General features: G+C 63.9%; 22 protein-coding genes. 10 read left to right on the top strand and 12 right to left on the bottom strand.

Annotated features, from left to right (window positions below):
- Nucleotides 1–10: 10 nt before the first annotated feature.
- Together RFM98_RS11985 and acs are read right to left on the bottom strand one after the other, a co-directional pair.
- Complete coding sequence (locus RFM98_RS11985; RefSeq protein WP_320309066.1) at nt 11–778, bottom strand: MOSC domain-containing protein; 768 nt, start codon at nt 776–778, stop codon at nt 11–13.
- Nucleotides 778–2,733: an acetate--CoA ligase gene (gene acs / locus RFM98_RS11980; RefSeq protein ID WP_320309065.1), complete on the bottom strand. Its 1,956-nt coding sequence runs from the start codon at nt 2,731–2,733 to the stop codon at nt 778–780. The genes RFM98_RS11985 and acs overlap by 1 nt, the downstream gene beginning before the upstream one ends.
- Before the next feature lie 306 nt (nt 2,734–3,039).
- Here acs and RFM98_RS11975 point away from each other — a divergent pair, with 306 nt between their 5' ends.
- Nucleotides 3,040–3,312, top strand: a complete 273-nt coding sequence (locus RFM98_RS11975; RefSeq protein ID WP_320309064.1) for an usg protein — start codon at nt 3,040–3,042, stop codon at nt 3,310–3,312.
- 306 nt (nt 3,313–3,618) lie between these two features.
- Here RFM98_RS11975 and RFM98_RS11970 read toward each other — a convergent pair whose 3' ends face one another.
- Both RFM98_RS11970 and RFM98_RS11965 read right to left on the bottom strand, forming a co-directional pair.
- Entirely contained in the window at nt 3,619–4,653 is a 1,035-nt protein-coding gene (locus RFM98_RS11970) for an aldo/keto reductase (protein WP_320309063.1), read from the bottom strand.
- Between the two features lie 36 nt (nt 4,654–4,689).
- The gene (locus tag RFM98_RS11965; RefSeq protein WP_320309062.1) at nt 4,690–5,877 is read right to left on the bottom strand and encodes an MFS transporter; all 1,188 of its coding nucleotides are present in this window, start codon (nt 5,875–5,877) and stop codon (nt 4,690–4,692) included.
- A 123-nt stretch (nt 5,878–6,000) separates the two neighbouring features.
- On the opposite strand from RFM98_RS11965, the gene RFM98_RS11960 reads away from it, so the two are divergent.
- Nucleotides 6,001–6,906 (top strand): LysR family transcriptional regulator, encoded by a 906-nt coding sequence (locus RFM98_RS11960; protein ID WP_320309061.1) that lies wholly within the window; start codon nt 6,001–6,003, stop codon nt 6,904–6,906.
- A gap of 169 nt (nt 6,907–7,075) precedes the next feature.
- Here the strand turns inward: RFM98_RS11960 and RFM98_RS11955 are convergent, their stop codons facing one another.
- The 5 genes from RFM98_RS11955 to RFM98_RS11935 form a co-directional block, all read right to left on the bottom strand.
- Entirely contained in the window at nt 7,076–8,125 is a 1,050-nt protein-coding gene (locus RFM98_RS11955) for an aldo/keto reductase (protein ID WP_320309060.1), read from the bottom strand.
- Nucleotides 8,126–8,509: 384 nt separating this feature from the next.
- Nucleotides 8,510–8,662 carry a hypothetical protein gene (locus RFM98_RS11950; protein ID WP_320309059.1) on the bottom strand — a complete coding sequence of 51 codons (153 nt, stop codon included), beginning with the start codon at nt 8,660–8,662 and terminating at the stop codon, nt 8,510–8,512.
- Nucleotides 8,663–8,785: 123 nt separating this feature from the next.
- The gene (locus tag RFM98_RS11945; protein ID WP_320309058.1) at nt 8,786–9,193 is read right to left on the bottom strand and encodes a type II toxin-antitoxin system VapC family toxin; all 408 of its coding nucleotides are present in this window, start codon (nt 9,191–9,193) and stop codon (nt 8,786–8,788) included.
- Entirely contained in the window at nt 9,193–9,447 is a 255-nt protein-coding gene (locus RFM98_RS11940; RefSeq protein WP_320309057.1) for a type II toxin-antitoxin system Phd/YefM family antitoxin, read from the bottom strand. Before RFM98_RS11940 ends, RFM98_RS11945 begins: the two co-directional genes overlap by 1 nt.
- Before the next feature lie 85 nt (nt 9,448–9,532).
- A complete protein-coding gene (locus RFM98_RS11935) occupies nt 9,533–10,195 on the bottom strand; it encodes a YggS family pyridoxal phosphate-dependent enzyme (protein WP_320309056.1) in 663 nt (220 codons plus the stop codon).
- A 147-nt stretch (nt 10,196–10,342) separates the two neighbouring features.
- Here RFM98_RS11935 and leuS point away from each other — a divergent pair, with 147 nt between their 5' ends.
- Nucleotides 10,343–12,970 carry a leucine--tRNA ligase gene (gene leuS / locus RFM98_RS11930; protein WP_320309055.1) on the top strand — a complete coding sequence of 876 codons (2,628 nt, stop codon included), beginning with the start codon at nt 10,343–10,345 and terminating at the stop codon, nt 12,968–12,970.
- Nucleotides 12,957–13,538 carry an LPS assembly lipoprotein LptE gene (gene lptE, locus RFM98_RS11925; RefSeq protein ID WP_320309054.1) on the top strand — a complete coding sequence of 194 codons (582 nt, stop codon included), beginning with the start codon at nt 12,957–12,959 and terminating at the stop codon, nt 13,536–13,538. The genes leuS and lptE overlap by 14 nt, the downstream gene beginning before the upstream one ends.
- A gap of 404 nt (nt 13,539–13,942) precedes the next feature.
- Here lptE and fsa read toward each other — a convergent pair whose 3' ends face one another.
- Entirely contained in the window at nt 13,943–14,599 is a 657-nt protein-coding gene (gene fsa / locus RFM98_RS11920) for a fructose-6-phosphate aldolase (RefSeq protein WP_320309053.1), read from the bottom strand.
- 90 nt (nt 14,600–14,689) lie between these two features.
- Here fsa and RFM98_RS11915 point away from each other — a divergent pair, with 90 nt between their 5' ends.
- Nucleotides 14,690–16,873 carry a primosomal protein N' gene (locus RFM98_RS11915; protein WP_320309052.1) on the top strand — a complete coding sequence of 728 codons (2,184 nt, stop codon included), beginning with the start codon at nt 14,690–14,692 and terminating at the stop codon, nt 16,871–16,873.
- Here the strand turns inward: RFM98_RS11915 and RFM98_RS11910 are convergent, their stop codons facing one another.
- Together RFM98_RS11910 and RFM98_RS11905 are read right to left on the bottom strand one after the other, a co-directional pair.
- Nucleotides 16,874–17,329 carry a type II toxin-antitoxin system VapC family toxin gene (locus tag RFM98_RS11910; RefSeq protein WP_320309051.1) on the bottom strand — a complete coding sequence of 152 codons (456 nt, stop codon included), beginning with the start codon at nt 17,327–17,329 and terminating at the stop codon, nt 16,874–16,876.
- Nucleotides 17,326–17,568 (bottom strand): type II toxin-antitoxin system Phd/YefM family antitoxin, encoded by a 243-nt coding sequence (locus tag RFM98_RS11905; protein WP_320309050.1) that lies wholly within the window; start codon nt 17,566–17,568, stop codon nt 17,326–17,328. The genes RFM98_RS11910 and RFM98_RS11905 overlap by 4 nt, the downstream gene beginning before the upstream one ends.
- A 65-nt stretch (nt 17,569–17,633) precedes the next feature.
- On the opposite strand from RFM98_RS11905, the gene RFM98_RS11900 reads away from it, so the two are divergent.
- The 5 genes from RFM98_RS11900 (at nt 17,634) to RFM98_RS11880 (ending at nt 22,176) form a co-directional block, all read left to right on the top strand.
- Nucleotides 17,634–18,329, top strand: coding sequence for an aspartate/glutamate racemase family protein (locus RFM98_RS11900; RefSeq protein ID WP_320309049.1), 696 nt, complete (start codon nt 17,634–17,636; stop codon nt 18,327–18,329).
- Between the two features lie 94 nt (nt 18,330–18,423).
- A complete protein-coding gene (locus tag RFM98_RS11895) occupies nt 18,424–18,819 on the top strand; it encodes an AGROH133_08824 family phage infection protein (protein ID WP_320309048.1) in 396 nt (131 codons plus the stop codon).
- Between the two features lie 350 nt (nt 18,820–19,169).
- The gene (locus tag RFM98_RS11890; RefSeq protein ID WP_320215208.1) at nt 19,170–19,730 is read left to right on the top strand and encodes a F0F1 ATP synthase subunit delta; all 561 of its coding nucleotides are present in this window, start codon (nt 19,170–19,172) and stop codon (nt 19,728–19,730) included.
- Nucleotides 19,730–21,259, top strand: a complete 1,530-nt coding sequence (atpA, locus tag RFM98_RS11885; RefSeq protein WP_320309047.1) for a F0F1 ATP synthase subunit alpha — start codon at nt 19,730–19,732, stop codon at nt 21,257–21,259. Before RFM98_RS11890 ends, atpA begins: the two co-directional genes overlap by 1 nt.
- Before the next feature lie 29 nt (nt 21,260–21,288).
- Nucleotides 21,289–22,176 (top strand): F0F1 ATP synthase subunit gamma, encoded by an 888-nt coding sequence (locus RFM98_RS11880; RefSeq protein ID WP_320309046.1) that lies wholly within the window; start codon nt 21,289–21,291, stop codon nt 22,174–22,176.
- Nucleotides 22,177–22,245: the final 69 nt, after the last annotated feature.

Raw genomic sequence — 22,245 nt, 5'->3', positions numbered from 1 at the left:
ACGACCTGCTTCAGTCCATCAAGCGCATGGGCGCCCCGATCCCGACGCGCGCGGGCCTGTCCACCGTGCAATAGACGCCGAGATTATGGGCATTGTGGCGCACGAGATTGCGCAGGATGCCGGGATCGCTGTCGAAACCGTCCTGGGCGATGATGGTGAAGCCGCAGCGCCGGCAGGGTTCGGAGACGGTGAGCAGCAGATCGCCGACCGCGAGTTTCCTGCCGATCCATTCCGTCTCGGGAAAGGCGCCTTCGACCGGAACCATGTCGACGACGATGTTGGGGCGGAAGCGGCGCGGGTCGGGCGTGCCCTCGGGATGCAACGCCTTCAGCCTGGCCAGCGAGGCGGTGGTGAGCAGATGGATCGGCGCCTTGGCATAGCGGGCTTCGGTCCGCGGGCCGGCATAGGAGGGAGCCGGGTTCTCAGCGCCGAAGGGACGGATGGAGGCCTCGAAGCCGAGAAAGGCGGATACGGCGCGGTCGCTTTCAGGATCGGGCGCCGGCAGCCAGCCGCCGCCGGGAACGGCCACTTCGAGCCGCCATTCCTTGCTCATCGGGGCCTCGCTCAGCCGGGTGCGGATCATCGGCACCTTGTGCCATCTGGCTTCCCGGTCGGGCCTGGCGATCTCGCCGTCGGCCGCATCGACCAGCCCGAACAGCCGGTCGCCGGCCACGGTTTTCAGTCCGACGGAGATGGCGTCAAGCCGCTCGCCGGCGAGCGAGCTCGCCGGATAGCGCCAGAGCTGGCTGACGGTGCCGAGGATTGCCTCGCCCGTCATCAGCCTTTCTTGTTCTGCCGGTTGGCGACGAGGTCGTCGACGACGGCCGGATCGGCGAGCGTCGAGGTGTCGCCAAGCGCGCCGAAATCGTCCTCGGCGATCTTGCGCAGGATGCGCCGCATGATCTTGCCCGAGCGGGTCTTCGGCAGGCCCGGCGCGAACTGGATCTTGTCGGGCGTGGCGATGGCGCCGATCTCCTTGCGGACATGCGAGACCAGCTCCTTGCGCAGGTCCTCGCTCGACGTGGCGCCGGCCATCAGCGTGACATAGCAGTAGATTCCCTGCCCCTTGATGTCGTGCGGATAGCCGACGACGGCGGCTTCGGAAACCTTGTCGTGGCTGACCAACGCCGATTCGACTTCGGCCGTACCCATGCGGTGGCCCGAGACGTTGATGACGTCGTCGACGCGGCCGGTGATCCAGTAATAGCCGTCGGCGTCGCGCCGGCAGCCGTCGCCGGTGAAGTATTTGCCCTTGTAGGTCGAGAAATAGGTCTGCACGAAACGGTCGTGGTCGCCATAGACGGTGCGCATCTGGCCGGGCCAGGAATCGGTGATGCAGAGATTGCCGTCGGTGGCACCCTCCAGCACCTTGCCTTCGCCGTCGACCAGCTGCGGCTGGACGCCAAAGAAGGGCCGCGTGGCGGAGCCGGCCTTGAGGTCGGTGGCGCCCGGCAGCGGCGTGATCATGATGCCGCCGGTCTCGGTCTGCCACCATGTGTCGACGATCGGCACCTTGGCGTTGCCGACGACGTTGTAATACCACTCCCAGGCTTCCGGATTGATCGGTTCGCCGACGGTACCCAGCACGCGCAGCGACCTGCGCGAGGTCTTCTTCACATGGCTGTCGCCGGCGCCCATAAGCGCGCGCAGCGCCGTCGGCGCGGTGTAGAAGATGTTGACCTGGTGCTTGTCGATCACGTCCCAAAAGCGCGATTGCGAGGGATAGTTCGGCACGCCTTCGAACATCAGCGTCGTGGCGCCGTTGGCCAAAGGTCCGTAAACGATGTAGCTGTGCCCGGTGACCCAGCCGACATCGGCCGTGCACCAGTAGATGTCGCCGTCATGGTAATCGAAGACATATTGGTGCGTCATCGAGACATAGACGAGATAGCCGGCGGTGGTGTGCAGCACGCCTTTCGGCTTGCCGGTCGAGCCGGAGGTGTAGAGGATGAAAAGCGGATCTTCCGCCTTCATCTTCTCCGGCTTGCACTCGGCCTTAACGGTCGCTGCCTCCTCGTGGTACCAAACGTCGCGGCCCGGCACCCAGCCGGTCTTGCCGCCGGTGCGGCGCACGACCACGACCTTCTCGACCTTCGTGCCGGCCTTGGCGGCGATGTCGATAGCCTTGTCGGTATTGTCCTTGAGCGGGATCGGCTTGCCGCCGCGCAGGCCCTCGTCGGCGGTGATTACGATGGTCGACTTGCAGTCGTCGATGCGCCCGGCCAGCGCATCGGGCGAGAAGCCACCGAAGACCACCGAATGGATGGCGCCGATACGGGTGCAGGCGAGCATCGCATAGGCCGTTTCCGGGATCATCGGCATGTAGATGGTGACGCGGTCGCCCTTCTTGACGCCGTGCTTCTTCAGCACGTTGGCGAAGCGACAGACATGCGCGTAAAGCTCGTTATAGGTGACCTTCTTGTCGTCATAAGGGTTGTCGCCTTCCCAGATGATGGCGGTCTGGTCGCCGCGCTTCTTCAAATGCCGGTCGATGCAATTCCATGAAACATTGGTCTGGCCGTCCTCGAACCACTTGATCGATACCTTGCCGTTGAAGGAGGTGTTCTTGACCTTGGTGAAAGGCTTGAACCAGTCGATGCGCTTGCCGTGCTTGCCCCAGAACTTGTCTGGATTTTTCACGCTGTCGGCATACCATTTGAGGTAGGTATCGTTGTCGATCAACGCGTTCTTCTTCCACGCCGGCTGGACGCGGTGGACATGCACATCGGACATTTCTTGCTTTTCCTCCCGAAGCGTTCCGCCGGCTTGACGGCCGGCGGCATCGCGGCGAAGCGGCCACGAATTCGCGGGCATTATTAACAGTTCCGCCGTGACGGCAATATTAGACGTTGGATTCGCGCGGCGGGATGACGCAGGGGCAGCCGCGGAATGCTGTCAGCAGTCGGCTGCGGTCGCTGCTAAGCATATGTTTTTTCGTGACAAAACCGAAGGCGATCACTAGAATATCAATAGACGGGTAAGCAATAGCGCGCACAATTTCGTGTTGGGAGGAAAGGAGAATCAAATCTGGGGGCTGCAATGCGCGATCATTCCGAAATGGACCTGATGCTCAGAGGCTACGGGCTGACCACGGCCAAGATCCTCTATCACTTTCCCGACCACCCGCATTTGCTGCAAAGCTTCGTCTGGCAGGACTACGACATCGCGCCGACGTTCCCGGTGCTGATCCGTTTTATCGAATTCTGGAAGACGAAGCTCGACGGGCCGCTGCATTCGGTGACCTATACGCACCAGAAACTGATCGCGCCGAACGAGTGGCGGAAGGTGGATGGCGAGTTCGTACTTCACTAGGGTGTAGTTGCGCAGGAATCCTATCGACCGCGAGTGATTGGCGGAAACGCCCATCGCTTCGTCATCCACGGGCGGAGCAAGGAGCGAAGCGACGCGGCGCAGACCCGAGGATCCATGCCGCGACCCTGAAGTGTTGCGACGGTCCAGAATTCTGCGCCGCCGCGCCTGCGATCAAGGTAACGGCATGGATCCTCGGGTCTTCGCGACGCCGCTTCGCGGCTGCTTCGCCCGTGGATGACGAAGTTGCGAGGCGACGGCTAATCGCAAATGTTCACGATCGCCCTGATAGGGACGGTCGCGACATAGTCACACCGCCGGCGGGTTCAGCCGGGCGAAACCCTCCTGGCGCCGATAGGGGAAATACGGATAAGGCGCCGTCACCGCGCTGGCCCCGTCGAGCGCCTTGATCTGCTCCGGTGTCAGCGCCCAACCGACGGCGCCGAGGTTCTGCCGCAACTGCTCCTCGTTGCGCGCGCCGATGATGACCGACGACACGGTCGGCCGCTGCAAGAGCCAGTTGATGGCGACCTGCGGCACGGTCTTGCCGGTCTCGGCGGCGACCGCTTCGAGCGCATCGATCACTTTGAAGAGATGCTCGTCCTCGACAGGCGGGCCAAAGCTCGCGGTGTCGTGCAGCCGGCTCTTCTGCGGCAAGGGTTGTCCACGGCGGATCTTGCCGGTCAGCCGGCCCCAGCCGAGCGGGCTCCACACCAGCGCGCCGACGCCCTGGTCGAGGCCAAGCGGCATCAGGTCCCACTCATAGTCGCGGCCGACCAGCGAATAGTAGACCTGGTGGGCGACGTAGCGCGGGTAGCCGCGCTTTTCGGCGAGCGCGAGCGACTTCATCACCTGCCAGCCGGAGAAATTGGACACGCCGACATAGCGCAGCTTGCCTGAGCGCACGAGGTGATCAAATGTCGACAGCACTTCCTCGACCGGCGTCGAGGCGTCGAAGGCATGAAGCTGCAGCAGGTCGATATAGTCGGTGCCGAGGCGCTTCAGCGCCGCGTCGACGGAGCGGATCAGCCGCGAACGGGACGAGCCCCAGTCGGCCGGGCCGTCGCCCATCGGCAGCGCGGTCTTGGTCGAGATCAGCACCGCGTCGCGGCGGCCTTTGATGGCCTCGCCCAGCACCGACTCCGACGCGCCGTTGGAATAGACGTCGGCGGTGTCGAAGAGATTGACGCCGGCCTCCAGGCAGATGTCGACGAGGCGGCGTGCCTCCTTTGCGTCGCTGTTGCCCCAGTGGCTGAAGAGCGGGCCGGAGCCGCCGAAGGTTCCGGCGCCGAAGGAAAGTGCCGGCACCTTCAGGCCGGAAGCGCCGAGAGGTCGATAGTCCATCTTTTTTCTCCTGATTGGATGTCGAAGGATCCGCGCTCAGCCCTGCGCCGTGACCGGCTTGCCGATCGCTCGGCCGCGTTCGAGACGCAGCGCCATGAGCACCACGCCGAGCGCCGCGAGCGGCACTAGGCCGGCAACGAGGGGGACGGCGCCGAGGCCGGGGCCGTGGTCGATGACGAAGCCGCCGAGCCAGGCGCCGATGGCGTTGCCGAGATTGAAGGCGGCGATGTTGAAGGAGGAGGCCAGGCCCTGGCCGGCACCCTTGGCCTTCTCCAGCACCCACATCTGCAGCGGCGCGACGGTGGCGAAGGCGGCCGCGCCGAGCAGGCCGACGGCGACGATCGCCGCGATAGGCTGATGGATCGCGGCGGTCATGAGGAACAGCGCCGCCGACAGCGCGACCAGCGTGCCGATGACCGTCGGCACCAAATGGCGGTCGGCGAGGCGTCCGCCAAGCAGGTTGCCGGCGACCAGTCCGCCGCCGAAGACGAGCAGGATCGGCGATACGGCGGCCTCGGAAAAGCCTGTGACGCGGGTGAGGATCGGCGCCAGATAGGTGAAGGCGGCAAAGACGCCGACCCAACTCAGCACCGTGGTCAAGAGGCCGAGCAGCACCGGCCGGCGACCGAGCACGGCGAGCGTGCCTTCGGAGGTCTCCTCCTCGTCCACTGCTGCCGGTTCGTCGCGCGGCACCAGCAGCGCGATCACGGCAAAGGCGATGACGCCGACCAGCGTGACGGCGAGGAAGGTGGAGCGCCAGCCATAGGCCTGGCCAAGCCAGGTGCCGAACGGCACGCCGAGGATGTTGGCGACGGTGAGGCCTGTGAACATCAGCGCGATGGCCGAGGCCTTCCTGTTGGGCGCGACCAGGCCGGTGGCGACGACCGAGCCGACACCGAAGAAGGAGGCGTGGGCGAAAGCGGTGAGCACGCGCGCGGCCATCAGCGTCCAGTAGTCGGGCGCCAGCGCACAGGCGAGGTTGCCGATGGTGAAGACCACCATCAGGGCTAGCAGCAAAGTCTTCTTTGCCAGGCGGCCAGTGAGCGCTCCAAGCAGCGGCGCGCCGACGACGACGCCCAGCGCATAGCCGGAAATGAGCAGGCCCGCCGCCGAGATCGAGACGCCGAGATCGGCGCTGACATCGAGCAGCAGGCCCATGATGACGAATTCGGTGACGCCGATGCCGAAGGCGCCGGCGGTGAGGGCGTAAAGAGCGAGAGGCATGGCTGCGGTCCGGTTGATCGGGAAAGGGACGCCCAATCCCGCGCCCCGACCGGGAAGATCGTGATCCGCCAAGCTATGAACCAGCCTTGCATCGGGCATATTTTCTGTGAAATAGATTCACGAATGGCACGGCCCGAAATCAACCGTTCCGGCGAGATCGAAGTGTTCGTCCGCGTCGTCGAGGCGGGCAGCTTCTCGGCCGCGGCGCGGGCGCTGCGCATGACGCCCTCGGCAGTGAGCAAGCTGATCGCGCGGCTGGAGACGCGGCTTGGCGCCCGGCTCATCAGCCGCTCGACGCGCAAGCTGCAGTTGACGCCGGAGGGGGCTGCCTTCCACGACAGCGGCATGCGGATCCTCGCCGATCTCGATGCGGCCGAGCGCGAAGCCGCGGCGGGCGCGGCACCGCGCGGCAGGCTGAGGGTCAACTCCTATGTGCCGTTCGGCCAGCACCGGCTGATGCCGCTGTTGCCGCGCTTCCTCGAACGCTACCCGGAAATCTCCGTCGAGACGGTGCTGACCGACAGCGTCATCGACCTGATGGAGGAGCGCGCCGACGTCGCCATCCGCGCCGGCCCGCTGCGCGAGTCACGGCTGGTGGCGCGCAAGCTCGGTCAGAGCCGGATGGTGGTGGTCGCGGCACCCGCTTATCTCGAAGCGCGCGGCGCGCCGCGGACGCCGGCCGAATTGACCAGCCACAATCTGCTCGCTTTCGGCTTCGTGCGGCATATCGACGGCCTGCCATTCGTGGATGCGAAAGGTGCGCCGATCATGATCCCGATCGCCGGCAACGCGATGGTCAGCGACGGCGAAGCGATGCGGCTTACGACATTGGCGGGAGCGGGCATCGCGAGGCTGGCACGCTGGCACGTCGAGCCCGATATTGCCGCCGGGCGGCTTGTGCAGTTGCTGGAAGCGTTCAATCCCGGCGACGAGGAGCAGACGCATGCCGTCTATGTCGGCCAGGGCAAGCATCTGCCGGCGCGCGTCAGGGCGTTCCTCGACTTTCTCGCGGAGACTGTTCGTCTTTGAAAAGGGAAAGCCGCGCGTCCAAGGGACACGCGGCTCCGGAAAAGTCGGCCTAAAGCGCGTCGCGCTGAACCCGATTCAGGCGACGCGCTTTAAGTCTTTGTTTTGATGCAAGTCGTTGTCCCAGAACCGCTGCACACTTCTGGGCGACATGCATTAATTCAAAGACGGATCACGCCTTCGGCACGAAAGGCGCCGGACGACGGCCGGCGCCCTGCCGCTCCAGCATCCAGCCGGGATATTCGGCGGGCAACGCGCTCACCTCATCGAGCCTGGCGAGATCGTCGGCGTCGAGCTTCAAACCGGTCGCGGCCAGGTTCTGCTCGAGTTGGTCCATGCGGCTGGCGCCGATGATGACGCTCATCACGAACGGCTTGGCCAGCACATAGCCCAGCGCCACCGTGGCGACGCTGACATCGTGCTTGCTGGCGACCTCGCGCATGACGGCAACCGCCGCCCAGGCGCGGTCCTCGTTGACCGGCGGGAAGTTGAAGGAGGCGCGGCGGCCTTCGCCATTGCCGGGCGCGCCCGGGCCGTATTTGCCCGAGAGCAGCCCGCCCGCCATCGGCGACCAGACCATCAGGCCAAGCTTCTCTTCATTGACAAGCGGCACGATCTCACGCTCGAGATCGCGGCCGGCGATCGAGTAATAGGACTGGATGGTCTCGAATCGGGCCAAGCCTTTGCGATCGGCAATGCCCAGCGCCTTGGCGATGCGCCAGGCCTGCCAGTTGGAGACGCCGACATAGCGCACCTTGCCGCTGGCGACGAGATCGTCGAGCGCGCGCAGCGTCTCGTCGATCGGCGTCACGGTGTCGGTGCCGTGCAGCTGGTAAAGGTCGATATGGTCGGTCTGCAGCCGCTCCAGGCTGCTGTCGACGGAGTCCATGATGTGGCCGCGCGAGGAGCCGCGCTCGTTAGGCCCGCTGCCCATGGCGCCATGCACCTTGGTGGCGACGATGACATCCGAACGTTTGATGCCGAGGTCCTTGAGCGATTGGCCGAGCAGTTGCTCCGACTGGCCGAAGGAATAGACATCGGCCGTGTCGAAGAAATTGACCCCGGCGGCGATCGAGCGGCCGACGATCTCGTTGACGCCCTTCTGATCGAGGCTGGCGATCAGGCCCCATTGAGCATTCTCGCCGGCGGCGCCGAAGGTCATGGTGCCTAGGCAGAGTTCGGATACGAACAGGCCGGTGTTGCCGAGCTGGTTATAGCGCATGGTGAGCTTTCTCCGAGAGAAGGATTGAATGACATCAGCCAAATAGGAACGGTCCGTTTCGTTTCAAGCGCTGGTGCAACAATACCGTCCTGCAGGCGGGCCGGTAACGAGATCGTGACGATTGCCGGGCGGCTCAGCCTTCCACCAGCGCAAGGATCGCGAATGCCGTCATGCCGAGGGCGACTGCGGCAAGCGGCAGCAGGATTTCGATCGTCGCAGTGCGGGCCTTCACCGGGCGCTCGCCGGTATCAAATTCGCCTGCCAACCAGTCGGCGAGTGTCTTGGTCCTGCCGGGAGAGCTAATTCGGTGATGACGCCAGACACGGCCGGGATGGCCGGCAAAGCAACCGACATCACGATGAATCCCGCCACGACGAACAGCAGTTAGTCGTCAAGGCCGCTGCCTGCCAAGCCGATCCAGGCCGAAAGCGCGTAACAGGCTGCAAGCCCTATCATGGCGAAATAGACCCATCGGTGCAGTCCGCGGGAGATATGGCGGTCGTGCATGGTTTGCTGGTCGTGGCGTGTGGCAGCCACGGAGGACCTCCTTTGCGTTGAAAGGAGCCATTTGTTTCCTGCGCACGCAGCCGGCGTTGCGATCCCACGCGACAATGCGGTGGTATGACGCGCCCGCCTTTGCGGCCGACGATCCGGCGAGCCTCAGGATGAGCTTTCCCAAGGATTGAAAATCGTAACCCCCGTGTCATTGAAATCGGCAACGTTGCGTGTCACCAATATGAGATCATGGACGAGGGCCGTAGCGGCAATCAGACCATCCGCGTCGCCGCGCGTGCGTAAGGCTGAGATTCGGCCCCATTCAGCCGCTATTTTCTCGTCGATGTCGAGAATTCGATTCTCGTAGCTGTGGCGCAAGCCATGAAACCACGTCGCAAGATGGTTTGCCGCGTCCGAATCGTTTCGCCGCTTCATTTCGATTCCGCGAGCGATTTCGCCGAGTGTAATCACGCTCAGAAAGAAAGACTGCCTGTCCTGTCGGACCAACCAATCCGCCACTGAACCTTTGCGCTTTCGAGCGGCCGAGACGACATTTGTGTCCAGAAGAAACATCAAAGGTCAACGTCTCTGCCGGGACCTTTGGAGCGGCGGTTAACCTCCTCAGCAAATTCGTCGTCCCATTCAGGGCCAGATAGAAGATACTCCACCAATGAAGGCTTGGATCCAACCAGCCTTTCATATTCCTCGGCGGCCAGGACAACTGCAGCGGGCTTTCCGCGCAACGTGATGGTCTGCGGCCCTTTTTCACGCGCCTCCTGAACCAGTTTCGAAAGATTGTTTTTTGCGTCTTGCAGATGCCAGTTCATTTGGAATCACCTAGCTAGCTTGGCTAGGTATATAGCTAGCGCAATGGATTAGCAACGAGGTGCTCTTGGAGCGGCGGCATGGATGTCAGCGGCTGCCGAAGATCGCCGAGCCCACCCGAACGCTGGTCGCACCGAAGGCTATGGCCGTCTCGTAGTCGCCGGACATGCCCATCGACAGTTTTTCGACGCCGGCGTCGCGCGCGAGCTTTTCCAGCAGCGCGAAATGCGGACCGGGATTTTCGTCGGCCGGCGGAATGCACATCAGGCCTTCGATGGCGAGGCCATGCACATCGCGACAGCGCTTGACGAAGGCGACCGCCTCGCGCGGTTCGATGCCGGCTTTTTGCGGCTCGGAACCGGTGTTGACCTGGACATAGAGTTTTGGCGAGCGGCCCTGCCGGACGATCTCCTTGGCGATCTCGGCGGCGATCTTCTCGCGGTCGACTGTCTCGATGACATCGAAGAGCGTGACGGCTTCCTTCGCCTTGTTGGATTGCAGCGGGCCGATCAGATGCAGCTCGATATCGGGAAATGCTTCTCTTAGCGCCGGCCACTTACCTTGGGCTTCCTGCACACGGTTCTCGCCGAAGATCCGCTGGCCAGCCTCGATCACAGGGCGGATATCTTCAGCATCGAAGGTTTTCGAAACCGCGACCAGCGTGACGGCGCCGGGCTCGCGCCTTGCCCCGCGTTCGGCGCTTGCGATCTTCGCCTTGACCGCGTGAAGCTGCTCTACGGCGCTCGTCATGCCACTATCCTGCCTATGGTTTTCACGCGGGCGCCGGCTCGCCGCAGTTGACGGGTCCGGCAATCCATGGTGAACACCGCGACGACATTTCCTCGGCCGCCGGCCCGGTGCGGCGGCCTGTGCCTGCTTTTAAGTGAAAAACATCCGATGGCAACCGAACGTTACAATCCGCGCACGTCAGAGCCCAAATGGCAGAAGGCCTGGGCCGAAAAGAAGCTGTTCGAGGCCAGCAACGACGACCCGAAGCCGAAATACTACGTGCTCGAGATGTTCCCCTATCCGTCGGGCAAGATCCATATCGGCCACACCCGCAACTACACGATGGGCGACGTGGTTGCGCGCTACAAGCGCGCCAAGGGCTTCAACGTGCTGCATCCGATGGGCTGGGACGCTTTCGGCATGCCGGCCGAAAATGCCGCCATGCAGAACAAGGTCCATCCCAAGGACTGGACCTACGAAAACATCGCCGTCATGCGCGAACAGCTCAAGATGATGGGCCTGTCGCTCGACTGGGCGCGCGAGTTCGCGACCTGCGACGTCGACTACTATCACCGCCAGCAGATGCTGTTCCTCGACTTTGTCGAGAAGGGGCTGGTGACGCGCAAATCCTCCAAGGTCAACTGGGACCCGGAGGACATGACCGTGCTTGCCAACGAGCAGGTCATCGACGGTCGCGGCTGGCGCTCGGGCGCGCTGGTCGAGCAGCGCGAGCTGACGCAGTGGTTCTTCAAGATCACCGACTTCGCACAGGATCTGCTGGACTCGCTCAACCTGCTCGAGGAGTGGCCGGAGAAGGTCAAGCTGATGCAGCACAATTGGATCGGCCGCTCCGAAGGGCTGCTGATCCGCTGGCCGCTGGCGGCACCGGTCGGCGATGCGCATGAGCTGGAAGTTTACACGACCCGGCCCGACACCATCTTCGGCGCGTCCTTCATGGCGGTCGCCGCCGACCACCCGCTGGCCAGGAAGGCCGCCGAGAACAATGTCGAGCTGGCGAAGTTCATCGAGGAGGTGCGTCACATGGGCACCTCGGTGGCGGCGCTCGAGACCGCCGAGAAGAAAGGCTTCGACACCGGCATCCGTGTCGTCCACCCGTTCGACGAGAACTGGACGCTGCCGGTCTATGTCGCCAATTTCGTGCTGATGGAATACGGCACCGGCGCCATTTTCGGCTGCCCGTCGGGCGACCAGCGCGACCTCGATTTCGCCAACAAATACGGCCTGCCGGTGGTTCCGGTGGTGATGCCGGAAGACGGCGATGCCAAGACCTTCCAGATCGTCGAGGAGGCCTATGTCGACGACGGCGTGATGATCAATTCGCGCTTCCTCGACGGCATGAAGCCCGAGAGGGCTTTTGACGAAGTGGCGAAGCTTCTGGAAGAAAAGACGATCGGCGGCCGGCCGATGGCGGAGCGCAAGGTGAATTTCCGCCTGCGCGACTGGGGCATTTCGCGCCAGCGCTACTGGGGCTGCCCTATCCCGATGATCCATTGCGAAGCCTGCGGCGTCGTCCCGGTGCCGAAGGCCGACCTGCCGGTGAAACTGCCCGACGACATCGAGTTCGACCGTCCGGGCAATCCGCTCGACCGTCATCCGACCTGGCGGCATGTGAAATGCCCGCAATGCGGCCGCGATGCGCGGCGCGAGACCGACACGATGGATACCTTCGTCGATTCGTCGTGGTATTTCGCGCGCTTCACCGCGCCTTGGGCGAATGAGCCGACCGAGCCGAAAGCGGCCGACGAATGGCTGGCGGTCGACCAGTATATCGGCGGCATCGAGCACGCGATCCTGCATCTGCTCTATTCGCGCTTCTTCACCCGCGCCATGCGCGAGACCGGTCACCTCAATCTGGCCGAGCCGTTCAAGGGCCTGTTCACGCAAGGCATGGTGGTGCACGAGACCTACCGCGTCGGCGGCCCGTCCAACAATGGACGCTGGCTGTCGCCGAGCGAGGTCAGGCTCGAGGACGTTGGCGGCAAGCGCCGCGCCGTCGAGATCGCCACCGGCGAAGAGGCGACGGTCGGCGCGCTGGAGAAGATGTCGAAGTCGAAGAAGAACACGGTGAGCCCAGAAGAGATCACCGACGGCTACGGCGCCGACACGGCGCGCTGGTTCATGCTGTCGGACTCGCCGCCGGAGCGCGATGTCGAATGGACCGACGATGGCGCCGCCGGCGCGCACCGCTTCATGCAGCGCATCTGGCGCCTGGTGCAGATCGCGGCCGAATCGCTTCCCGGCGTCAAGTCCGCGGCGGCGAAGGATGGCGATGCGGGCGCCGTTTCCAAGGCAGCGCACAAGATCCTGAAGGCGGTCGGCGAGGACATCGAGAAGCTCGGCTTCAACCGCGCGATCGCCCGCATCTATGAGCTCGCCAATGTGCTGGCGACGCCGCTCAACGACGTTGCCGAAGGCAAGGCCGACGCGGTGCTGAAGGGCGCCTGCCGCGAGGCGGTGGAGATACTGGTGCACATCATCGCGCCGGTCATGCCGCATCTGGCGGAGGAATGCTGGCAGGCGCTTGGTGATACCGAGATGGTCGCCGAGCGGCCCTGGCCGGTCTACGATCCGGCGCTGGTCGTCGACAACGAGATCGTGCTGCCGGTGCAGGTCAACGGCAAGAAGCGCGGGGATTTGACAATTGCCCGCGACGCGGATCAAGGTGCCGTCGAAAAAGCGGTGCTGGCCCTCGACTTCGTGCAAAAAGCACTGGAAGGTAAGGCTCCGCGCAAGGTGATCATCGTCCCGCAGAGGATCGTCAATGTCGTTGCCTGATCCGGTGAAGTCAGAAGCGGCCCGCCTGCGCGGCCGCTTGGCGATCTGCGGCATGGTCGCCGTTTTGGCGCTGGTCTCGGCCTGCACGGTGCGGCCGCTCTATTCCAACCAGCCGCTGTCGCCCGGATCGCAGCTCAGCGCGTCCGCCGAGCTCGCCTCGATCTCGATCAAGCCGGTCAGCACCCGTTACGGGCAGCAAGTGCGCAACAATCTGATCTTCGCCTTCGGGCAAGGCTCGGGCGAGCCCGCTTCACCGGCCTACACGCTCGACCTCGGCGTCACCGAACTGGTCGAATCGGCGGCCATCGTGCAGGTGCAGACCGAGGAAGACGAGCCGACGGCGGGCACGGTGACGCTGAGCGCCAATTATGTGCTGCGGGATACCGCGACCAACACGGTGATTGCCGTCGGCAAGCGCTCGATCCCGTCGTCGTTCGACCGGCCGCGCCAGGAATTCGCGGCCTACCGCGCGCAGATCGACGCCGAGAACCGTGCCGCGCGCGAACTGGCCGACCTGTTGCGGCTGTCGATCGCCCAGGACCTGACAAAGCACGGCAAGAAAGCCTAGTTCCTCGACACAGGGATTTTGAAAGGTTGCAGGCTTGTCGGCGGCAAGATTTTCACCGTTCGGCTCGGTGAAAACGGCGCAAACGCCGGGGATTGGCTAAAGCCTCCCAACCTCGTCATCCCTGGGCGGAGCAGCCGCGAAGCGGCGTCGCGGAGACCCTGGGATCCATTCCGTGACCTTAGCCGTGGAATGCAGCGGAGCAGAATTCTGCATCGCAGCAGCGCTCGGAAGTCACGGCATGGATCCTAGGGTCTGCGCGCGTCGCTTCGCTCCTTGCTTCGCCCTAGGATGACGATCGCGATGGGCGTTTCGGCCATCTCCAAGGCATGCCACCTGCCAAGGCATGGCACTCTGCCAAGAAAAAAGGCCGGTTGCCCGGCCTCTTTTTTGCCCGATGTCCGGCTTCAGCCGATCTTCTGGCCGGTCTTGGCCCAGTCGGCTAGGAAGGCGGCAAGGCCCTTGTCGGTCAGCGGGTGATTGACCAGCGCCTTCAGCGTTGCCGGCGGCGCGGTGATGACATCGGCGCCGATCAGCGCGGCCTGCTTGACGTGGTTCACCGTGCGCACCGACGCGGTCAGGATCTCGGTCTTGAAATCGTAATTGTCGTAGATGGTGCGGATTTCCGAGATCAGCTCCATGCCGTCCGAGCCGGTGTCGTCGATGCGGCCGACGAAAGGCGAGATGAAGGAGGCGCCGGCCTTGGCGGCAAGCAGCGCCTGGTTGGCCGAGAAGCAGAGCGTGACGTTCACCATGCGCTTCATCTCGGTGCGGATCGTCTTGCAGGCCTTCAAGCCGTCCAGCGTCAGCGGCACCTTGATGCAGACATTCGGCGCGATCTTGGCCAGCACCTCTGCCTCGCCCATCATGTCCTTGAACTCGGTCGCCACGACCTCGGCCGAGACCGGGCCTTCGACGATGTCGCAGATCTGCTTGGTGACTTCGGAGATCTTGCCGCCCGATTTCAGGATCAGGGATGGGTTGGTGGTGACGCCATCGAGCAGCCCCAGGTCGTTCAGTTCCTTGATCTCCTTGATGTCGGCGGTATCGACAAAAAACTTCATAGCTGTCTCCTTGGGGATTGCCTGGCGCCGGCCAGGCAGATGCGAGGGTCCCCTTTGATCTAGAGCAAAGTCGGGGCAAGGTCACGCCTCATGATCGAAGATTCGCCCTTTGTCGCGGCCGCACCGGTGCTGGTGCCGATGCCGGCCGAACGGCCCTACACCTATGCCGTGCCGCCGGGCATGCGCGTGGTGCCGGGCTCGATCGTGCGCGTGCCGCTCGGGCCACGCCAGGTCGCGGGCATCGTCTGGGACGGCGCGGTCGAGACGGTCGATGCCAGGAAACTGCGGCCGATCGAAGCGGTCTTCGATTGCCCGCCGATCGACAGGGCGATGCGCCGTTTTGTCGACTGGATCGCGCAATACACCTTGTCGGCTCCCGGCATGGTGGCGCGCATGCTGCTCAGGGCGCCCGAGGCTTTCGATCCGGAGCCATGGATCGAAGGATTGCAGCGCACCCTGGCCGAGCCCGATCGGCTGACCGATGCGCGGCGACGCGTGCTGGAGACGGCCGAAGGCGGGCTGGCCTGGACGCGCTCGGGGCTGGCGCACGCGGCTGGCGTGTCCTCGACCGTCATCGACGGCCTAAGGGCGCAGGGCGTGTTCGAGACGGTGAAGATCCCGCCGCGTCCGGTGGTGGCGGCACCGGACACCAGTCATGCCGTGCCGGAATTGATGCCGGATCAAAAGGCTGCCGCAGAGAAGCTGCGCGCGGCGATCGCGGCCGACACCTTCAATGTCACCCTCCTCGACGGCGTCACCGGATCCGGCAAGACGGAAGTCTATTTCGAAGCGGTGGCGGCGGCACTCGACAAGGGCAAGCAGGTGCTGATCCTGTTGCCGGAAATCGCCCTGACGCATGCTTTCCTCGAACGGTTCCAGGACCGGTTCGGCGCCAAGCCGGGGGAGTGGCATTCGGACCTGCCGCCCCGGATGCGTGAGCGCGTCTGGCGGCAGGTGGCCGAAGGCGGCGTGCGCGTCGTCGCCGGCGCGCGCTCGGCGCTGTTCCTGCCGTTCAAGGAACTCGGCCTGATCGTCGTCGACGAGGAACACGACCCCGCCTACAAGCAGGAGGACCGCGTCTTCTACAATGCGCGCGACATGGCGGTGGTGCGCGGCCATATCGGCGGCTTCCCGGTCGTGCTTGCCTCGGCCACTCCCTCGGTGGAAAGCCGGGTCAACGCCAGCCAGGGCCGCTATGACCGGGCGGTGCTCTCGTCGCGTTTCGCCGAGGCAGCACTCCCGGACCTGAAGTCGATCGACATGCGGCGTTCACCGCCGGCGCGCGGCGGCTTCCTGTCGCCTCTCCTTTTGGAGCAGATGCAGCGCACGCTGGAGAGACAAGAGCAGTCGCTGCTCTTCCTCAACCGGCGCGGCTATGCGCCGCTGACGCTCTGCCGCGTCTGCGGCCATCGCTTCGGCTGCCCGGTCTGCTCGGCCTGGCTGGTCGAGCACCGCTTTCGCGGCCAGCTCGTCTGCCACCATTGCGGCCACAACGAGCGCCGGCCGGAAGCCTGCCCGGAATGCGGCACGCTCGACCATCTGGTGGCCTGCGGTCCGGGCGTCGAGCGCATCGCCGAGGAAGTGGTTGGCCATTTCCCGGATGCCCGTACCATCGTGCTTTCGTCGGATATTCTGGGCGGCGTTCGGCGGCTGAGGCTTGAGCTGGAGGCCGTCGCCAATGGCGAGGCCGACATCGTCATCGGCACGCAGCTCGTCGCCAAGGGTCATAATTTTCCCGGCATGACGCTGGTCGGCGTCGTCGACGCCGATCTGGGATTGGCCAATGGCGATCCGCGCGCGGCCGAGCGCACTTTCCAGCTGCTCAGCCAGGTGACTGGGCGCGCCGGCCGCACCGGCAAGAAGAGCCTCGGCCTCTTACAGACCTACCAGCCGGACCATCCGGTGATGCGGGCGATCGTCTCGGGCGATTCGGAGGCCTTTTACGAACGCGAGATCGCCGAGCGCGAGCGGGCGGCGCTGCCGCCTTTCGGCCGGCTCGCCGGCATCATCGTCAGTGCCGCGACGCGAGGCGAGGCTGAGGGCCATGCGCGCGGCTTGCGCCGTGCCGCGCCCACTGCCTCCGATCTCTTCGTGCTTGGCCCGGCCGAGGCGCCGCTGTCGCTGATCGGCGGCCGCCACCGCTTCCGCCTGCTGGTGCAGGGCGAGCGGCGCGCCGACATGCAAGGTTTCATCCGCGCCATGCTGGCCGAGGGCCCAAAGCTGCGCGGCTCGGTGCGGGTGCAAGTCGACATCGACCCGCAGAGCTTTTTGTAATTAGTCGGGGCTTGGCGGGTCTTGCAGGATATTCCAGCACCAAACGCCCAGCGCCTCAAAGTGCCTGATGTTTGCGGTTATCACAGTGAGTTCGTTGGTTGCCGCCGTGGCCGCGATCAATATGTCCGCCAGCCCCGGATTCTTTCCTTGCGCGGAGGCCGCTTCCTCCATTTGACCCGCCCTTCGTGCTATATCAGAATTGACCTCTAGAATTTGATCCGCGAAGTCTTCGATAGTTTCGTTGAGCCAAGCAGCGAGACCCTCAGCGCGTTTTGTGGCTCCGGCGCGAGCCAGCTTGCAAATGCCTTTCTCGATCTCGGTGATCGCAATAACCGGTACGAAGAGAGTTTGCTTTCCGCCTTGCATCTCGATCCAGCTGGCGATGTCTTTTGCAAGAGGCGGTTTTCCAGGCGCGAGTGCCGATAAGATGGACGTATCGATAAGATAGCCGCTCAAAGGTCGACATCTCGCGACGGTGACTCGTTTCTTTCAAGATCGATCCCTCCAGGATAAGTCAGAAGGAACTCCCCGAAGTTTCGGCGCTTGGCCGGATAAAGCCTCTGCAAGTCCTCGACCGAAACGATAGCCGCTGCTGGCTTACCATGCTTTGTAATGATGGTGGGCTCGCCGCCCTCTGCGGCCTCGACGAGCGCTGAAAACCCTGCCTTGGCTTCCCGAACCTGCATCGTTTTCACGGCAACCTCCTTGTGGTCTCATGTAGTCATAATATAGGAATTGCTGAGGAAAGGAACAGCCCGTCATGAAAACCCTCGGCCTTATCGGCGGCATGAGCTGGGAATCGACGGCGATCTATTATCGCCTGCTCAACGAGATCGTGCGCGAGCGGTTGGGCGGTTTGCATTCGGCGAAGCTCTTGTTGTGGTCGTTCGATTTCGCCGAGATCGCCGAACGGCAGCATGCCGGCGACTGGGAGGGCGCGGGCGCCCTTCTGGTGGAAGCCGCGCGCAGGCTGGAGGCGGGCGGCGCCGAGGGCCTGGTGATCTGCACCAACACCATGCACAAGCTGGCCGACGCTGTGCGGGCGGCAATATCTGTGCCGCTCATCCATATCGCCGATGCGACGGCGCGCGCCGTCGTCGACGCAGGCGTGAAGCGACCGGCGCTGCTCGCGACACGCTTCACCATGGAGCAGGATTTCTACAAGGGGCGACTCGCCGACAAATACGGCCTTGAGCCCGTGGTGCCGGACCAGGCCGGCCGCGACATGGTGCATAATGTGATCTATGACGAGCTCTGCCAGGGCATCGTCAAACCCGAATCGAAATCCGCCTACCTCGAGGAAGTCGGCCGGATGCGGCGCACCGGTCGGGTGGACGGCGTCATCATGGGCTGCACCGAGATCACCATGCTGATCGGCCAGGGCGATTTCGACGTACCGGTGTTCGATACAACGCACATCCATGCCGAGGCCGCGGTCGATTTCGCGCTTTCCTGATGCGTCATTCCTAATGTGCGCGCCGTCCTCTGGCGCGCTTTCATTCCCTCGCTAGAATGCCGCTGTTTCAGAACAAGAAATATGAGGGGGACATATGGAGTTTGCATTTCCGTGGCCAGCGAGCCAGGGCGAATGGCTGGCATGGTCGAGCGCCGTCGTCACCCTGGCGCTAGGGCTTTTCCTGTTCCTGGCGCCGGGGCTTGCCTTTCGGGTGCTGCGCCTACAGCCAAGGCCGGAGAAAGCGGCGGCGATCGCCGAGGGACGCGGCCGCATGTCGGGCTTCTATCTCGGCGTCGGCCTGTGCTGCATCCTTCTGGCGCAGCCGCTGCTCTACATGGCGCTGGGCTTCTCCTGGCTGTTCACGGCTTTCGGCCGGCTGCTGTCGATGATGTCGGACGGCGCCAACACCCCTTTCAACTGGACTTCCATCGTGGTTGAATTGGCGCTGGCGGCGTTGCCGCTGGCCTTTGCCTTCGGCTTCGTGCCGTGAATTCGTGACTAAAGCGCGTCGCGCTGAAACGGATTCAAGCGACGCGCTTTAGGTCCCTGTTTTGATGCATGTCGTTCTCCCAAAACCGCTGCACACTTTTGGGCGACATGCATTAATTCTGCGATTAGGGTTGGCCTTCGCCGCCTGATGCGACAAAAGTGCCTAAAAAGCATGCCGGACGATGCATTGCGGTCTTAAAAGGCCTGTGCTAGACGGCAATCGACTTTCGACCGGGGATAGCGGAAGCCGCGCCTCCGTGCTTGGAAAAATGCAGTAAGGTCAAAGATTTAGCCAGAGTTTTCGCTCGCGCCAACAATCTGCGGCCTGTCAGACAAGAGAAAAGACGGTCCGTGGCCCAATCGTCATCGCCAATCTCAGCTGTCGCAGAGCGCTATGCAGGCTCGCTGTTCGAGCTCGCGCTGCAGGACAATTCGGTCGCCAAGGTCGAGGCCGACCTCGCCAGCTTCGAGGCGATGCTCAATGGCAGCGACGATCTCTCCCGGCTGATCAACAGCCCGGTGTTTTCCAGCGAGGACCAGGCAAAGGCTATCGCCGCCATCGCCGACAAGGCCAACATCACCGGCCTGGTCGGCAATTTCCTGCGCGTCGTGGCCAAGAACCGCCGCCTGTTCGCGGTGCCCGGCATGATCAAGGCATTCCGCCGGATCGCCGCCGACCATCGCGGCGAGGCATCCGCCGAGGTCACCTCGGCGCATGCGCTGACGGACGCGCAGCAGACTGAACTCAAGGCGGCGCTGAAGGGCATCGCCGGCAAGGACGTGGCCATCGCCATGACCGTCGATCCGTCGCTGCTCGGCGGGCTGATCGTCAAGATGGGCTCGCGCCAGATCGATACGTCGCTCAAAACCAAACTCAATTCGCTCAAGCTTGCACTGAAAGAGGTCGGCTGATGGACATCCGCGCCGCGGAAATTTCCGCAATTCTGAAAGACCAGATCAAGAATTTCGGCAAGGAGGCCGAGGTCTCCGAAGTCGGTCAGGTTCTGTCCGTCGGTGACGGCATCGCCCGCGTCTACGGCCTCGACAATGTCCAGGCCGGTGAAATGGTCGAGTTCCCCGGCGGCATCCGCGGCATGGCGCTCAACCTCGAAGCCGACAATGTCGGCGTCGTCATCTTCGGCAACGACCGCGACATCAAGGAAGGCGATACCGTCAAGCGCACCGGCGCCATCGTGGACGCGCCTGTCGGCATGGGCCTGCTTGGCCGCGTCGTCGACGCGCTCGGCAATCCGATCGACGGCAAGGGCCCGATCAAGGCGACCGAGCGCAAGCGCGTCGACGTCAAGGCGCCCGGCATCATTCCGCGCAAGTCGGTGAACGAGCCGATGTCGACCGGCCTCAAGGCCATCGATGCGCTGATCCCGGTCGGCCGCGGCCAGCGCGAGCTGGTCATCGGCGACCGCCAGACAGGCAAGACCGCCATCATCCTGGACACGATGCTGAACCAGAAATCGGTGCACGACAACGGCCCGGAGAAGGAGAAGCTCTACTGCGTCTACGTCGCCGTCGGCCAGAAGCGCTCGACCGTGGCGCAGTTCGTGAAAGTGCTCGAAGAGCGCGGCGCGCTCGAGTATTCGATCATCGTCGCAGCCACCGCGTCCGACCCGGCGCCGATGCAGTTCCTGGCGCCGTTCACGGCGTGCACGATGGGCGAATATTTCCGCGACAACGGCATGCATGCGCTGATCAGCTATGACGATCTGTCGAAGCAGGCCGTCGCCTACCGCCAGATGTCGCTCCTGCTGCGCCGCCCGCCGGGCCGCGAAGCCTATCCGGGCGACGTCTTCTATTTGCACTCGCGCCTCCTGGAGCGCGCCGCCAAGCTCAACGACGACAATGGCAATGGTTCGCTGACCGCGCTGCCGATCATCGAGACGCAGGCCAACGACGTGTCGGCCTACATCCCGACCAACGTCATCTCGATCACCGACGGCCAGATATTCCTCGAGACCAACCTGTTCTTCCAGGGCATCCGCCCGGCGGTGAACGTCGGCCTGTCGGTGTCGCGCGTCGGCTCGTCGGCGCAGATCAAGGCGATGAAGCAGGTTGCAGGCTCGATCAAGGGCGAGCTCGCGCAGTACCGCGAAATGGCGGCCTTCGCGCAGTTCGGCTCGGACCTCGACGCCGCCACGCAGCGCCTGCTCAACCGCGGCTCACGCCTGACCGAACTGCTCAAGCAGCCGCAGTTCTCGCCGCTCAAGACTGAAGAGCAGGTCGCGGTGATCTTCGCCGGCGTCAACGGCTATCTCGACAAGCTGCCCCTCAATCAGGTCGGCAAGTTCGAGCATGGCCTGCTCAGCCACATGCGCTCGGCCGGCAAGGAAGTGCTCGATGGCATCCGCAAGGAGAAGGCGCTGTCGGACGACCTGCGCGCCAAGCTGAAGGCGGAAATCGACGCCTTCGCCAAGACCTTTGCTTGAACGAAGCCGGACGGGATCGGGTTTGAAGCATGGCTTCGTTAAAAGACCTTCGTAACCGTATCGCCTCGGTCAAGGCGACGCAGAAGATCACCAAGGCGATGCAGATGGTCGCCGCGGCCAAGCTGCGTCGCGCGCAGGAAGCGGCGGAAGCAGCTCGTCCCTATTCCGAGCGCATGGGCGCGGTTCTGGCCAACATCACCCAGGCGATCGGCGGCGGCGGCGATGCCCCGGCGCTGATGACCGGCACCGGCAAGGACGACGTGCATCTGCTCATCGTCTGCACCGCCGAGCGCGGCCTTTGCGGCGGCTTCAACTCGCAGATCGCGCGCCTTGCCCGCGACCATATCCGCCGGCTTCTCGCCGACGGCAAGCAGGTCAAGATCATCTGCGTCGGCAAGAAGGGTTTTGACATCCTGCGCCGCGACTACGGCTCGATGATCCTCGAGCGTGTCGACTTGCGTGAGGTCAAGACGCTCGGCTTCGTCAACGCCGACGCGATCGCGCGCAAGGTCATCCACCTGTTCAACCAGGGCGACTTCGATATCTGCACGCTGTTCTATTCGCAGTTCAAGTCGGTGATCAGCCAGATCCCGACGGCGCAGCAGATCATCCCGGCCGCGGCCGCGGCGGCGACCGCACCCGAGGCGGCCAATGGCGGCAACGCCGTCTACGAATACGAGCCGGAGCCGGGCGAGATCCTCTCCGACCTCATCCCGCGCAACATCGCTGTGCAGATCTTCCGGGCGCTGCTTGAAAACGCGGCCGGCGAGATGGGCGCCAAGATGAGCGCGATGGACAATGCGACGCGCAACGCCGGCGACATGATCAACAAGCTGTCGATCACCTACAACCGCCAGCGGCAGGCGCAGATCACCAAGGAACTGATCGAAATCATTTCGGGCGCCGAGGCGCTCTAAGCGCGCCGCGCGGGGTCGATGGCCTCGCCGCGGACAGCGTGAGCAACAGATAGACGAAAAGGGCAAAGA

Source organism: Mesorhizobium australafricanum (assembly GCF_033977265.1).
Lineage (GTDB): Bacteria > Pseudomonadota > Alphaproteobacteria > Rhizobiales > Rhizobiaceae > Mesorhizobium > Mesorhizobium australafricanum.
The sequence above is the reverse complement of the archived record's forward strand: the minus strand, read 5'-3'. Positions and strand labels throughout refer to the sequence as shown.

What these genes read in the sequence shown, in the direction of transcription:
- RFM98_RS11985 (WP_320309066.1), bottom strand. Translation starts at nt 778, where the DNA reads ATGACGGGCGAGGCAATCCTCGGCACCGTCAGCCAGCTCTGGCGCTAT.
- acs (WP_320309065.1), bottom strand. Translation starts at nt 2,733, where the DNA reads ATGTCCGATGTGCATGTCCACCGCGTCCAGCCGGCGTGGAAGAAGAAC.
- RFM98_RS11975 (WP_320309064.1), top strand. Translation starts at nt 3,040, where the DNA reads ATGCGCGATCATTCCGAAATGGACCTGATGCTCAGAGGCTACGGGCTG.
- RFM98_RS11970 (WP_320309063.1), bottom strand. Translation starts at nt 4,653, where the DNA reads ATGGACTATCGACCTCTCGGCGCTTCCGGCCTGAAGGTGCCGGCACTT.
- RFM98_RS11965 (WP_320309062.1), bottom strand. Translation starts at nt 5,877, where the DNA reads ATGCCTCTCGCTCTTTACGCCCTCACCGCCGGCGCCTTCGGCATCGGC.
- RFM98_RS11960 (WP_320309061.1), top strand. Translation starts at nt 6,001, where the DNA reads ATGGCACGGCCCGAAATCAACCGTTCCGGCGAGATCGAAGTGTTCGTC.
- RFM98_RS11955 (WP_320309060.1), bottom strand. Translation starts at nt 8,125, where the DNA reads ATGCGCTATAACCAGCTCGGCAACACCGGCCTGTTCGTATCCGAACTC.
- RFM98_RS11945 (WP_320309058.1), bottom strand. Translation starts at nt 9,193, where the DNA reads ATGTTTCTTCTGGACACAAATGTCGTCTCGGCCGCTCGAAAGCGCAAA.
- RFM98_RS11940 (WP_320309057.1), bottom strand. Translation starts at nt 9,447, where the DNA reads ATGAACTGGCATCTGCAAGACGCAAAAAACAATCTTTCGAAACTGGTT.
- RFM98_RS11935 (WP_320309056.1), bottom strand. Translation starts at nt 10,195, where the DNA reads ATGACGAGCGCCGTAGAGCAGCTTCACGCGGTCAAGGCGAAGATCGCA.
- leuS (WP_320309055.1), top strand. Translation starts at nt 10,343, where the DNA reads ATGGCAACCGAACGTTACAATCCGCGCACGTCAGAGCCCAAATGGCAG.
- lptE (WP_320309054.1), top strand. Translation starts at nt 12,957, where the DNA reads ATGTCGTTGCCTGATCCGGTGAAGTCAGAAGCGGCCCGCCTGCGCGGC.
- fsa (WP_320309053.1), bottom strand. Translation starts at nt 14,599, where the DNA reads ATGAAGTTTTTTGTCGATACCGCCGACATCAAGGAGATCAAGGAACTG.
- RFM98_RS11915 (WP_320309052.1), top strand. Translation starts at nt 14,690, where the DNA reads ATGATCGAAGATTCGCCCTTTGTCGCGGCCGCACCGGTGCTGGTGCCG.
- RFM98_RS11900 (WP_320309049.1), top strand. Translation starts at nt 17,634, where the DNA reads ATGAAAACCCTCGGCCTTATCGGCGGCATGAGCTGGGAATCGACGGCG.
- RFM98_RS11895 (WP_320309048.1), top strand. Translation starts at nt 18,424, where the DNA reads ATGGAGTTTGCATTTCCGTGGCCAGCGAGCCAGGGCGAATGGCTGGCA.
- atpA (WP_320309047.1), top strand. Translation starts at nt 19,730, where the DNA reads ATGGACATCCGCGCCGCGGAAATTTCCGCAATTCTGAAAGACCAGATC.
- RFM98_RS11880 (WP_320309046.1), top strand. Translation starts at nt 21,289, where the DNA reads ATGGCTTCGTTAAAAGACCTTCGTAACCGTATCGCCTCGGTCAAGGCG.